Source organism: Frankia sp. BMG5.60 (genome assembly GCF_059428125.1).
On the sequence record NZ_CM182091.1, the window covers coordinates 4,040,975 to 4,054,049 of the forward strand.

The 13,075-nt window shown below is 71.8% G+C and carries 8 protein-coding genes, 1 tRNA gene and 1 pseudogene; 6 read left to right on the top strand and 4 right to left on the bottom strand.

Features of this window, described 5'->3' with window-relative positions:
* Positions 1-646: 646 nt before the first annotated feature.
* Both AC5R91_RS16480 and AC5R91_RS16485 read left to right on the top strand, forming a co-directional pair.
* A complete protein-coding gene (locus AC5R91_RS16480; RefSeq protein WP_495392249.1) occupies positions 647-1,639 on the top strand; it encodes an IS30 family transposase in 993 nt (330 codons plus the stop codon).
* A gap of 68 nt (positions 1,640-1,707) precedes the next feature.
* The gene (locus AC5R91_RS16485) at positions 1,708-2,115 is read left to right on the top strand and encodes a recombinase family protein (RefSeq protein ID WP_495397983.1); all 408 of its coding nucleotides are present in this window, start codon (positions 1,708-1,710) and stop codon (positions 2,113-2,115) included.
* A 211-nt stretch (positions 2,116-2,326) separates the two neighbouring features.
* Here the strand turns inward: AC5R91_RS16485 and AC5R91_RS16490 are convergent, their stop codons facing one another.
* On the bottom strand, positions 2,327-3,574 hold the full coding sequence (locus AC5R91_RS16490) for an IS4 family transposase (protein WP_495392250.1): 1,248 nt from the start codon (positions 3,572-3,574) through the stop codon (positions 2,327-2,329).
* A 105-nt stretch (positions 3,575-3,679) separates the two neighbouring features.
* Here AC5R91_RS16490 and AC5R91_RS16495 point away from each other — a divergent pair.
* Positions 3,680-3,988 (top strand): annotated as a pseudogene (locus AC5R91_RS16495) (recombinase family protein); the annotation flags it as partial.
* 129 nt (positions 3,989-4,117) lie between these two features.
* Positions 4,118-4,837, top strand: coding sequence for a hypothetical protein (locus AC5R91_RS16500; protein ID WP_495398106.1), 720 nt, complete (start codon positions 4,118-4,120; stop codon positions 4,835-4,837).
* On the opposite strand, the gene AC5R91_RS16505 is transcribed toward AC5R91_RS16500, so the two are convergent.
* Positions 4,803-4,875: transfer RNA gene (locus AC5R91_RS16505), tRNA-Arg, on the bottom strand. The two genes, AC5R91_RS16500 and AC5R91_RS16505, sit on opposite strands and share 35 nt — an antisense overlap.
* A gap of 463 nt (positions 4,876-5,338) precedes the next feature.
* On the opposite strand from AC5R91_RS16505, the gene AC5R91_RS16510 reads away from it, so the two are divergent.
* Together AC5R91_RS16510 and AC5R91_RS16515 are read left to right on the top strand one after the other, a co-directional pair.
* Positions 5,339-6,046, top strand: coding sequence for a hypothetical protein (locus AC5R91_RS16510; protein ID WP_495392251.1), 708 nt, complete (start codon positions 5,339-5,341; stop codon positions 6,044-6,046).
* The gene (locus AC5R91_RS16515; RefSeq protein WP_495392252.1) at positions 6,043-7,716 is read left to right on the top strand and encodes a DUF4407 domain-containing protein; all 1,674 of its coding nucleotides are present in this window, start codon (positions 6,043-6,045) and stop codon (positions 7,714-7,716) included. Before AC5R91_RS16510 ends, AC5R91_RS16515 begins: the two co-directional genes overlap by 4 nt.
* Before the next feature lie 82 nt (positions 7,717-7,798).
* On the opposite strand, the gene AC5R91_RS16520 is transcribed toward AC5R91_RS16515, so the two are convergent.
* A complete protein-coding gene (locus AC5R91_RS16520; protein WP_495392253.1) occupies positions 7,799-9,442 on the bottom strand; it encodes a vWA domain-containing protein in 1,644 nt (547 codons plus the stop codon).
* 305 nt (positions 9,443-9,747) lie between these two features.
* On the bottom strand, positions 9,748-13,071 hold the full coding sequence (locus AC5R91_RS16525; protein WP_495392254.1) for a hypothetical protein: 3,324 nt from the start codon (positions 13,069-13,071) through the stop codon (positions 9,748-9,750).
* Positions 13,072-13,075 lie beyond the last annotated feature (4 nt).

Genomic DNA, 13,075 nt, shown 5'->3' on the forward strand with positions numbered 1-13,075 from the left:
CGGCACAGACGCCGGCCGCCGAAATCTCTCGCAACGACACATGAGTCGACGAAAAGACGACGACTCACAAGGCAACCCAAGTGAGACGGGTACAGAATACACGCCGCTCCACATTGCCAGCCATATTGCATATACTGGCACATACGAAATCGGCGAAAATATCTACACCTTCACTGTTTCAATAGTGACCGAGAACCGCGACCAGAGAGCGGGCCGAAGAAATATCCAGTCAGAAGTCAATCGAAAGATTCTTGCGCGAATCAAGGAAATACGCCAAGACCACCAGGATGTGACTGGAAGCGAGATCCCGGAGACACCGTGAGTGAGTCGCCTTTTGGGCCGACACCAGGAAAGGCGTTTCCTGGTTCACCCATGTACGGAACGCAGACGGCCGACACCGCCCCGCTCAATCTTGCCTTTCTTGGGAGAGTCTCCGACGAAGAGCTCCAGGATCCAACTCTTTCCATGCCACGACAGGTGGCAAGTTGCCAGGCAGTGCTGCCACCTGGATCGCGCATCGTGGCCTACTATTGGGATATTGAATCTGGGCGCATAGACCCGTCTCTGCGCGGACGAAGTGACGGCGGTCTCAGATGATCAGTGCATCAGTCCTGGTAGAAAGGTGATCCACCGATCGGAGGGCTGAGTGCGCGGCGTCGAGTTGACCTTGGAGGAGCGGGAGTCGATCTCCAGGGGCTTGGCCGAGAAACTGTCACACCGGATGATCGCGGTGCGGCTGGACCGGAACCAGTCGGTGATCAGCCGTGAGGTCTCGCGCAACGGAGGCAATGCCGGGTACCGCGCCGCGGACGCGCAGAAACGCGCCGACGGGCAGCGTCGGCGACCGAAGGCGTTCAAGCTGGAGACGCACGTCCGGCTGCACGACGTGGTGGCCGAGCGGCTGGCGGCTGACTTCTCGCCGGAACAGGTGTCGAATCGGCTGAAGAAGGACTTCCCGGACGACCCGGAGATGCGCGTGTCGCACGAGACGATCTACCAGACGCTTTTTGTCCAGGCGCGCGGCGAGCTGAACACGCAGCTGAAGCTCGCGCTGCGGTCGGGCCGAGCGGAGCGCCGGCCGCGGGGGTCGACCCGGCCGAAGCAGGCCAGGATCGCCGGCATGGTCGGCATCTCCGAGCGCCCGGCCGAGGTCGCCGACCGTGCGGTGCCCGGGCACTGGGAAGGCGACCTGATCATCGGAAAGGGCGGGAAGAGTCAGATCGTCACGCTGGTCGAACGCCAGACGCGTTTCGTCATGCTCGCCCGCGTGCCGTACGACCGATATGCCGACCGGGTCGCGCTCATCCTCTCCCAGAAGGTCCGGACGCTACCCGAGGAACTTTTCCGGTCGCTCACCTGGGACCAGGGCACAGAGATGGCCGACCACGCCCGTTTCACCGTCGCCACCGGCGTTCCGGTCTACTTCTGCGACCCGCATTCTCCGTGGCAGCGAGGGAGCAACGAGAACACCAACGGGCTGCTCCGCCAGTACTTTCCGAAAGGCACTGATCTGTCGGAGCACACACAGGCGGAGCTCGACCGCGTAGCCGATCTCCTCAACCGGCGGCCGCGTCAGACATTGGAGTGGGAAACGCCCGCCGAAAGGCTAGATCAGCTGTTACTATCGCATAGCGGTTGATGCACTGACCTGTTGAGGTCGCCGACGCCTACAAGAAGTTCTCGATTCCAGTTCCACGAGATGGGGGAATCCGCGATCTTCTAGAGTCCGCCTCCAGCGGCCCCACCTTTGACGCGGTTATCTGCGAGGCGATCGACCGAGTCGCCCGAAGAACCTACTACGGCGTGAAAATTGAACATGATCTCGAAAAGTTCGGGGTTCCGCTACTCGCCGCCGACGAGGGTATACAAAGCCTGCGTAAGCGAGCTACCCAGATCCTCACGAGACGCGTCAAGCAAGCCACGGCGGAGTGGTATGTCCTCGAGACCCTCGAGAAGGCGTGGGATGGTTTCTGCGAACATGCAACCCAGGGCTGGAACATCGGCGCCGCGCCATACGGGTATCTCGCTGAACGTCTTCCGCACCCCGTGCCAGCAAAGCGAGCTGCCGGCGACATGAAAACCCGCCTAGCCTCAATGCCACTTCCGCTAAGTTGATCAAGCTGTGACCTGGGGTTTCACCGGGTTGGCGAGTCTGATCGTGGGCGGGGCATGGTGGCGGATGCCGTGCTGGCCGGGTTTCTTGACCGGGTACTGGTTGTGGCGGGCTCGGCGGACGACGTGGGGGTAGGTGCGTTCGCGGCGGGTGTTGAGCCGGGTCGGTCGGGTGATGTCGGTGGCGATCTCGCCTTGGGTGCGTGCCCGCTGGTCAGGGGGAAAAAGCCGGGTCGGTGGCGACCCGGTCCCGGATGATCCTGACAGTGCGCTTGAACTTGATCCGGTCGGGGTCGATCCCGGCGGCGGTCGCGGCCTGGCAGGTCAGCGCGCTGATCGCGTGGTGGGTGAGCAGGTAGCCGTAGATCTCCTGGTAGACGGTGTCGGGGTGCTTCGAGCGCAGGACCTTCCCCGGGCCGCGTAGGTAGGTCTTGAGCTGCCTGTTACCGGTCTCGTGTTCCCAGCGCTGCCGGTAGGCCCCGGCCAGCGCGGACGCGGTCGCGTCGCGTGGGTTGAGGATCGTGGTGAGCAGGGCGATGACCTCGTGTTTCCCGTCGCCGTCCCGGTCGGGCACGTCGTACTCGACGAGACGGGCGTAGCGGGCCTTCGCCGGGTCGAGTACCTCACCGGCGCGGGCCGCGGCGACCAGGGCGTCCCGCGCCTTCCCGGTGATCTTCGGGTTGACCAGGACCGTCAGGTACGAGCCGTCGGACAACGCGCGCAGCGGCGGCAGCCGCAGGCTGGCCTTGACCCGCCACAGCAGTGCCGCGCCGGTGTCCGCGGCCGTGCACCAGTCGGTCCAGGAGTAGAAGTTGCGGTCCGCGAGCAGAAGCCAGCGTTCGGCCAGCCGTGGGTACAGGGTGCGGGCCAGGGCCTGCTCGCTGGCGGGCTTCGCGCCGCCGGCCGGGCCGAGCACGGCCAGCACCGGCGCGTGCGAGGCGCACTCGGACACGGTGAGGGCGCGGACCTTCGGCAGCGCCCCCGGCGCGCCGTCGCGGCCCGCGGGCAGGCCGAACGCGGCGATGTTCTCCGCCGAGGCGGGCGCGTCCCACTCCAGTCCGTCGATACTCATCAGCCGCCACGGGCCGAGGAACGCCCCGACCGTGTCGAGGTCCGCGACCGGCCCGGCGACCTGCGAGAACAGTTCCGCCAGCGGTGCCGCACCGAGCCGCTGGCGGGCTTTGGTCAGCCCGCCCGAGGTCGGTTCCCATCGCGGCCCGACCACGTCGAGATCGTCAAGCGTGGTAGCGAGCCGGCGCGCGACCGCCTCGTAGTCGTCGTCCGCGAACAACGCGAGCGCCATCACGAAGTAGACCGCGACCCGCGGCGGGATCGTCGTGTCGCTGCGCCGGGCACCCGTCCCGGTCGCCTCGATCGCCTCGTCGACCGCATCCCGCGACACGAACGACGTCAGGACCCCCAACGAGATCCAGTCCATCAGCTGGCTACCCGTGTCCGTCACAGCCCACGATCATGCCGCCAACCAGGCAGAACCACCCGAACCGACACACCGCAACCAGTCAAGATCCAAATAGTGGAAGTGGCATTGCGCCTAGCCTGGGATCCGGTGCGCGCGCCCGTCGTGCACAAGATCTTCGAGTGGAGAACGGTCGACAAGAAGTCGCGCCAGGACATCGCCAACCTCCTAAACGAAGATCGCGATCTGTATCCTCCGCCGTTGGCCAATGATGGTCGGCGAACGCGGGGATCGTGGAGCGCCTCCACCGTAAGAGAGATACTCGACAACCCTAAGTACACCGGATACATGGTGTGGAACCGCCGTGCGCGGAACACCGGACGAGGTAAGCGGAACGCCCCCGAGCGCTGGGTCTGGTCTCCCGAACCCACCCACAGACCGATCATCAGCCTCAACACCTATAGCGCCGCGCCTGCCGTAGGAAAGACCCGACGCGGGTCCCGGTCAGCCACCACCGGCAACAGTGGTCCCCGCAAACGCTTCTACGTCATGAGATCCTTCGTGCAATGCGCGATCTGCGGACGACGCATGGAAGCAACCACCCGCAAGAAGGACATAGTCTATTTCCGCTGCCGCATCCGCCCATCGGACGGCCACGACCCTAGGCAACGCTGGTCCGACCACCCGACAGACCTCTACCTACCCCAGCGGCTCCTCCTGGAAGGAGTCCTGGACTTCTTCGCTGACCGCGTCTACGGACAGGACCGCCGCCACCTGTTCGACCGCGAGATCGCCGAAGCGGATCAACGCACCCGACAACAATGGCAGGAGAAGATAACCGCAATCGAACGCACCCTCGACGATCTCGACCGACGCCGCCGACGGCTCCTCAACACCCTCGAGATCACCGACGAGATCGACAGAGATCTGCTCCAGGACATCAACAGGCGATCAGCCGAGATCACCAGCGAGCGGGCGGCCAAGCGCCAGGAGCTAGCCGAGCTCCGAGCTCACCCCCCCACCCAAGCAGGCAGCGACACGGAGCTGTTCGATCTTCTCGGAACCATCACCCGAACAGACCTCGACCGCGTATCCGAGGAGCTCCTCAGGGAGCTGTTCGACGCCTACAGCCTCGAGATCACCTACGACGCGCGCGTGAACCTCGTCGCATGCACAGTCCGCGTCGACGAGCCGAGCCTGCCCACCATCGCTCGAGTGACCAGTGCCATAAAAAACACCCCTAACCCCGACATGGGGTTGGGGGTGTTCGGGGTGCGCTCGGAGGGAATCGAACCCCCAACCTTCTGATCCGTAGTCAGATGCTCTGTCCGTTGAGCTACGAGCGCGCGCCCGCCACCGTGGTGGCCGGCGGTGCCAGCTTACAGCACCGCCGGAGCGACTCAGGGGCCGCGTCGACGCGGGGCCATCTGTAGTTTGTTCGATGCTCGTGGTGAGTGGCGGATGTGGGCCGCCCCCTGGCCGGCGCCCACGACGGAGCCGCGGGTCGCTCCGCGCCGTCCGCACGGGCTCACCGGGAAGGTGCCGATGACGCAGGAGGGACCCGGGGACGCGGGCATGCAGGCGGCGGGGCAGGCCGGCGAGCGGCGGCACAGCGTGGCAGCATCACGCGGCTGCCACAACACGCATCGACGTGGTCGCTACGTGCACTTGTTCCGCGTACCATGAGGGAGCTCTCGGGGGGAGAGAAGCTTCGACGTCCCGCATGAACCAGGACGTTCGGGCGTACTGGACTCTGGGCTTCGTCCTCGCGGGCAGTGATCTTGTTGGCCCCTTGCGGACGGATCGGGGATGGCCGGGCTGCACGAAGACGATCTCCAGCCAGAGTCGCCCGACTTCGCGTACCGGCGGACGGACCCCGGCCCGGTCCTCGCGACGCCGATCATCGTCCTGCTGAAGGTGCCGGCACCGCCGCGGACCGGCATCGGCGGGTCCCCGCTGCGGGACCCGCGCACGCAGGGAGCGCGCCGGCTGGCCGCCGCTGACGCCCTGCACCGCATTGAACCCCGCCGGCCCTGGGCGACGGCCGCCCCGTCCAGGCCAGCCGGTGTCCCGCCCAGGCCAGCCGCCTCGCCGGGTGCTGCCGCCTCGCCGGGTGCTGCCGGCGCACCCAAGCCGGCCGGCGCCGGGCCCATGGCCCCACGCCACGCCTTCCCCGCCAGCGACAGCCCCACGACCGCGGACAGCCGCACGACCACGGACAGCCACACGACCGCCGCCAGCCGCATGAGCAATGCCATCCGCATGAGCAGTGCCATCCGCATGGCCAGCGCCAGCCGCCATGCCGGCGAAGCCTTGCGCGGTGGCAGCAGCGTCTCGACCGGCAGGGGACGCGGCATCGGAGGCGGACGGTGGCGCTCGACGGCGGGGCTGGCGCACGAGGTCGGGCACCGGGCGGACCCGCCGGCCTCCGGCTGGTCGCGATCGCGGCGACCGGCCGGGGCACCGCGGCGCCGGCCGTCGACCAGGCTGTGGTGGCGGAGGGTGGACGCGCGGTGAGTCGGTTCCTGCTCTGGCTGTCCGGCGCCGACCGGGAGATCCTCGGCCGGCTGCGGCACGACCGGGCCAAGTACGTGGGCGTGGGCAGCGCGGTGCTCACGACGGCGGCGATGGCCACCCTCTCGTCCACGTTCGCGTTGCGGATGGCGCTGAAGCTGCCGATCCCGGTCTGCCTGCTCGTCGGGCTCGGCTGGGGTCTGGCGATCATGGCGCTGGACCGGTGGCTGGTCGCGTCCGTGCAGCGTCAGGACCACTGGTACCTCAACGCGCTGCTCATGCTGCCGCGGCTGGTGCTGGCGATCCTCATCGGGCTGGTCATCTCGACCCCCCTCGTCCTGCGGATCTTCCAGCCGGAGATCGACACCGAGATCACCCAGATGCACGCCGAGGACGCGGCCGCGTTCGAGCAGCGGATCACCACCGACCCGCGCAACCAGGAGCTGACCCGGCTGCGCGCCCAGCGCGACGCGCTGGTCAAGGTCGGCACCACCGGGGTGGACGTGAGCACCGACCCGGAGGTCGCGCCCCTGCAACGGCAGATGGACGGCCTGCAGACCCGGCTGGCCCAGGCGAACGCCGACATGCTCTGCGAGAGCCTCGGTAACTGCCCGGGCCAGCCGAACAAGGCGGGTCAGGGCTCGAACTACCGGCTCAAGGTCTCGCTGCGCGACGGAATCCAGGCGCAGATCAACGAGTTGCAGCCGAAGCTGACCGCCGCCATCGACGCCGCGCGGTCCCGCCAACAGGCCGGCCAGTCGAGCGCGACGCAGAACGCGAAGAACCAGCTCCCCGCGCTCAACGCCCAGATCGCCGCCTTGGAGACCGGGCAGCGCAACGACCGGGCGGCGTTCAACCGCCAGAACGGCGACAACACCGGGCTGCTCATCCGGATGGAGGCGCTGGACCGCATCACCAGCGATCCCGACCACCGCACCCTCGCCAACGCGCACCTGGTGCTGCTGCTGTTCATCACCGCGATCGAATGCCTGCCGATCCTGGTCAAGTTCCTGATGTCCTTCGGCAAACTGACCACCTACGAGAGGGTCGTCGCGATCGAGGAGCGCAACCAGCTCATCGCGGAGGAGGAGATGTCGGCGCGGCGGCGGGCGACCGTGCTCCTCGACGGCCAGGACGCCTACCTCGAGGCCCAGGTGACGAGGGAGGAGAAGGATCCGGCGATCGAGCGGCTGGCCCGGCGGACGGTCGCGGTCCAGGAAGAGGTCGCGAACGCGGCGCTGGACGCCTGGCGCGACCGCGAGCTCGGCCGGATCCACGACTCCCTCGACGACTATGTCGCCACGGCACCGCCGCCGGGCACGGGCAGCCTCCAGGTACCGGGCGGCCCGCCCGACCCGTCCGGGCGGGCCCGGAGTTGGGACACGACGCTCGAAACGCCGGCCGCCCGGCCCGGCCGACCCGCGCCGCCGAACCGGCCGCCGGCGCCGCCCACGCGGCCCGATCTCGCCGACCGCACCCCCGACGACCTCCCCTACAACGACGACATCACCTACAACGGCGACCTCCCCCACAACGGAGACGAGCCCGCCTACAACGGGGACGAGCCCACGGTCACCCCGGACCACGAGCCGCTGACCATCCGCTACGACCCGCCGCTGCCGCGCCGCGACACCCTGCCCCTCCCGAGTGACGACGACCGGCGGCGAGCATGACAGGCGTGAGCGGTGCGGGGCGCCACCCGACCGACGGCTGCGCGACCCCGATGTCGCCGCCGTCCGCTCTGGCTAGGGCGAACTAGGGCGAACTGGCGAAGCCGTCGGCGTGGGGGGTCGGGTCGGTCCGGGCGGGCTGGCCGGGCAGCGTGTAGGTGAACGTGACGTCGCCGTGCCCGCGGGAGTCGCCGGGCCGCAGCACCAAGGGCGGCAGCCCGGTGATGCCGGGCGGCTGGTAGTCGATCACCAGGTCGATCCGGTCCCGCCCGGTCCCGCCCTCGGGCCGGGCGCCAGCGGTGGCCCGCCCGCGTCCCACCCGCCGACCGTGCACCATCCGCCGACCGTGTACCACCCGCCGACCGTGCACGCTGCCGGTGCCGGGGACCACGACATCGTCGTCCGGCTCCGGTCCCAGGCGCAGCCACCGGCCGCGCATCGCCACCCGGTCGAGCCGGCCGTCGGCGGCCTCGGCGGCCAGCACGCCGGCCATCCGTGGCCGGCGCCGGTCGAGGGCGCCGAGCGCGAGGGCGATCATCAGCGCGACCAGCACGACGAGCTCGGCGATGGCCGCCGGATTCCAGCCGGCCGCGACCGAGCCGTGCACGCGGGTCGACGCGCCGCGCGGGGCCGGGTCCATCCGCAGCCCGAACTCCGAGGTGAGGACGGTGCGCCAGGGCGAATCGACGGTCGCCTCCAGCCGCAACCGGCCGTCGACCCGCTGGCTGCGCCGCACCGCCCCGCCCGCGCGCGGGGACCACGACACCGGCACCTGCAAGACGCGCCGCTCCCCGGGGGCGAGGGTGATGCGGTCGGGCAGCCCACCGCCAGGAGCGCCGGCCGCCGGCGAGGCGCCTGGCGGCGCGGAGAGGGTCAGCGACGGGTCTTCGGCGACCACGCGCACGCCCGTGAGCTCCACCGGCAGGCGCCGGGCCGTCGAGGTCACGGTGACCTCCACGCTGCCGGCCCCCGCGGTCGGGTCGACGTCGGCGAGCGTGCGACCAGCCGACGTCCAGCGCCAACCGACCGTGACGACCGGGCCGCGCACGTCGTCGGCCAGCAGGTCGGCCGCCTTCTGCGCCCGGGCGTGCTGCTGGACCCGGGACAGGTACCCGGGGAGCTGGTCGGGGGGCAGGGCGAGCACGGTCGTCGCCGGCAGGACGCTGCGCAGCAGCGTCGCCCCCGACTGGCCGGCGCCGGCGTTGTCGAGGGCGAAGGCGTAGCCGGCGACGTCGCGGCCGGCGAGCCGCGTGCGGGCCCGCTCGGCGAGGTCGGTCCAGGGGCGGCCGGTCTCCGCGGGGAAGGGCGAGTTCGCCGGGGGCTGGTGGCGGCCGTCGGTCAGCAGGATCACCGCGCCGGAGCGCGGCGCGTCCGGATGGTCGAGCAGGTCGATCGCGGTCGACAGGGCCGCGCCGATGTCGGTGCTACCCCCGGTCGCGGTGGCCGGCAGGCGGCCGATCGCCGAGCGGGCGTTGGCCGCCGGGCCGCTGAACGCCACCTGGGGCACCTCGTCGAAGCCGACGACGGAGAGCCGGTCGGCGGGGTCGAGGCTGGCGACGAACGAGGCCAGGGTGGACCGGACCGGGCCGTAGAGCCCGCCGCGTGACATCGACGCCGAGGTGTCGACGAGCACGACGTAGTCGGCCGGCAGGGTCGGCACGCCGAGCGCGTCGAGCACCGCCGTCCGCCCGAGCTGCGCGACCCCGCGGCCACCGGTCACACCGGTCACACCGGTCCCACCAGCCACACCGGTCCCACCAGCCACACCGGTCCCACCAGCCCCACCGGCCACACCGGCCACACCGGTCGCCGTCCCGGGTCCGCCCGCCCGCGCCGCGCTCGGACCGAGCGGCGCCAGGGCCAGCAGGACCGCCGCGAGCAGCGCCACCAGAACCCGCGACCGCCCTGCCGCCGACCCGACCAACCGGCGCGACGGCGCCGTCGCTGCTCGGTCGGCGCCCGCTACCGGCCGCGGCCGTCGGCGGGTCGGGACTTGGATCAGGACTTGGATCGGGCTTTCCCGACGGCTGGCTGTCACGACTCGTCTCCCGGTCGGCCACGGTGCCGCACGCCCTTGATGACCGCGCCGGCCCGGTCGGAGAGCACCCGGATGCCGCCCCGCCCCCGGGCGCGTTCGACGAGCTCGGCGAGGCCCGCGGCGAGCGGCGCCAGCCGGTCGAGCAGGGTTTCGCGGCTCGGCGGGTCGAGCTCGGCGGCCAGCGCGGCGAGCGCCTCCGTACGCAGGCACAGCCGGGCCGGCGCGACGTCGGCGAGCCAGCCGGCGAGGTCATCGGCGAGGTCGTCGCCCAACCCGCCCGCCTCGATCGCTCGGACGGCCGGTGCCAGCAGGTCCGCCGCGGGCAGGTTCGCCGCGGGCGGGTCCTCGGCAAGCGCTGCCGCCGCGAGTTCGCCCAGCAGCAGGTACAGGCCCTCGCCGTCGGTGGGACGCCGGGAGTCCGCGGCGGCGCGGGCGAGCACCGTCGTCAGCGGGGCCCTGCCCAGCTCGGCGAGCATCCCCCGGGCCAGGTCGAGGTAGTCCGCGCGCAACGCGGGGACGCCCCAGCCGGCCACGTCCGCGGCCCCGTGGCCGGGGCGCGAACCGGCCGCGACCTCACCGGCCAGCACGCCGCGCAGGTTGTGCTCGGCCCGCTGGATCAGGGCGAGGCCGGCCGGCTCCACCCCGTCGGCCGCGCCGAGCAGCGTTGTGAGCAGGCCCGTCTCGAACAGGGCGAGCGAGCCCAGCCCCGCGACGAAGTCCGCGACGAGCAGCTCGCCCACCTCCCCGCGGCACACGCCGCGCACCAGTTCGCGCAGGGCGACGCGGATGCTGAAGCCGGCGGGCATCGCCCGCGGGCTCACCGCGCGCCGGGCGACCTCGTCCGCGCAGCCGACGACGATCTCCAGCGCGTCGGGCCCGGCGAGCTGCCAGGCGCTCGCGCGCAGGGCCGCGAGCAGCCCCGCCGGTCGCACCCCGACCAGCAGGGCGTCCGCGCACAGGTCGGCGACCGCCTCGACGTCGGGATCGGCCGGCAGGGCGCGCACCAGCGCGGTCAGGTGCGCGGCCCGGGTGGCCGGATAGTCGTCGGTGACGAGCCGGCGCCATTCCTTGCCACCCGCCACCTGGTAGAGCTCGCGGCGCCGCTCCAGCACCCCGTACATCGCCAGCACCAGGGCGCCGGCGTCCACGTGGTCGGCGGCGGCGACCTTGTAGAGGACGTACAGCATCACCTGGGCCGCGGACCCGCGCGCGGGCAGCCCGTGCGCGGCGACGTCGGCCGCCAGCCCCGCCACCACCCGCTCGCACGCCGACCTGGCGTCGGCCCGCCCCCCCGCCGCCCGTCCCCGAGCGTCACGGCCCCCGGCGTCACGGCCCCCGGCGTCACGTCTCCCAGCGTCACGTCTCCCGGCGTCACGTCTCCCAGCGTCACGGTCCCCGGCGTCACGCAGAACCGCGAAGTACTCCAGGAACGCGGTCCGGTAGGGCTGCGGCCATCCCTCGCCGGCGAACCGCCGGGCGAGCGGCACCCGGACCGCCGCCGTCAGCGCGAGCTCGAGCAGGTCGAGCCGGGCCGCGATGGTCGGGTCGCCGCTGCGCCACTCGGCGAGCTCCGCCGCCCAGTCGCGGCGGCGTTCCTCGGGCAGCGCCACCAGCGTGCGCAGCAGCCGGTCGAGCACCGGGGTAATCGGGAACGGCAGCTCCGACGGCCCCTGGCGGGCGAGGCGCAGCAGGGTCAGCACGTGCCGCTCCCCGTGCCGGGCGATGCGCCCCACCGCCGACGCGGACGTCTCACCGGCCCAGGCGTCGGTGAACGCGACCAGCTCGCGGGCACGGTCGGCGGACGCCAGCCAGCGCAACCAGCCGCCGGTCCGGTCGGGATCGACGGGGAGTACCAGCGCGACCAGGTCGAGGAGCACGACGGCGGGCGCGGCGGCGAGCGCGTGGCGGACGTGCCCGGCGACGCGTTGCCCGCGGTCGACGGACAGCCGGCCGAGCCGGATCTGCTCGGCGAGGAACCGGGCGGGCGCCGCGGGAACCCCCAGCGAGTCCCCCGCCCACTGCAGGTCGTCCAGCCGCGGGTTGGCCACGTGGGCGGTCAGCGTCGACCAGAAGTCGAGCGCGGCGGCCAGGTCGGCCAGCCGACTCGCCGCCGCCGGATCCGGCCGCGGGCCCCACAGCGCCGCCCAGGCGGTGCGCGTCACCACGCCCATCAGCCGGGCCCGCTGGTCCGGGCCGACCAATGCGCGGTCGGTCCATCGCGGCCAGCAGATCGCCAGCGCGTCCAGACCTTCCGCGCCCGCGTCCGCCACCAGCACGTGGGCGGCGCGTTCCACCTCGCTGCCCGGCAGCATGTCGACGCGCCCGGAGGTGACCAGCGCCAGCAGGTCGGCCGCGGTCGCGGTGCCCGCGGCGAGCTGGCCGCGCACGTGGGTGACGGGATCGGCGCGAGCCAGGCAGCCGACCGCGTGGGCGACGTCGTCGACCGGGCGTGGCTCGGTCTCGGCGGCGAGCAGCTCGACAACCCGGGTCAGCGGCCAGGCCTGCCCCTCGACCAGGCCGACGAGCAGGTGGTGGTAGGTGCGGGCGTCGCCCCGCAGCGGGCGAAGGATCCGCTCGCTCTGCTGCCACGGCGCGCCCGCGTGGTCGGCCCGTTCCCGGGCCCCGAAGCCGAGCCGGATGTGCCGGGCGCCGCCCTGATCGAACCAGGTGCTGGCGACGAGACGGGCGCGCTGGCCGTAGGGCAGCAGCGAGACGACCGCGTCGAGGTACCGCAGGCGGGTCAGCGCCTGGTCGTCCGGCTGGCTGACGGGGGCGCCGAGCACCGCCACCGGGCGGGCGAGCAGCGTCGCCGCGGTCGCCGCCGCCGTCGGCAGGTCGACGTCCAGCGCGGCCAGGGTCGCCTCGACGTCCGCGGCGCGCAGCCGACCCACGGTCAGCTCGACGGTGCCGGCGCCGTCCGGCAGGCCGTCGAGGTCGAGGCGGATCGCGGCGGCGTACAGGTCGGTGTAGGACACCGGCGTCTCGCGCAGGGCGGAGAAGGGGACGCAGACGAAGCGGGTCGCCGCGATCGGCCGGTGCGCGCCGTCGACGTGCTCCGTCCAGGAGCGGACGGCGACCCCCAGCACCGTGTCCGTGCCACGCGGTGCGTAGCAGACCGTCACCCAGGGCAGCGACTCGCCGCTGGGGTCGGACAGTGACCGGGCCGGCGGCGTGCCCGGGTTGAACCGGCGCAGAATCTGCTCGTACTGCGGCCGGCTGAAGTAGCCGCCGCAGCGCAGCACGGCGTAGTCGTCGTCGCTGCCCGGTTCCTTCGTCATCACCGCCCAGCCGGCGGGCAGGCGCACGGCGTTCCCGGCCACCGGC

Bases quoted from the DNA above. Each gene is read 5' to 3' on its own strand.
- AC5R91_RS16510 (WP_495392251.1), top strand. From the start codon at position 5,339: ATGGCCGGGCTGCACGAAGACGATCTCCAGCCAGAGTCGCCCGACTTC.
- AC5R91_RS16500 (WP_495398106.1), top strand. From the start codon at position 4,118: ATGGAAGCAACCACCCGCAAGAAGGACATAGTCTATTTCCGCTGCCGC.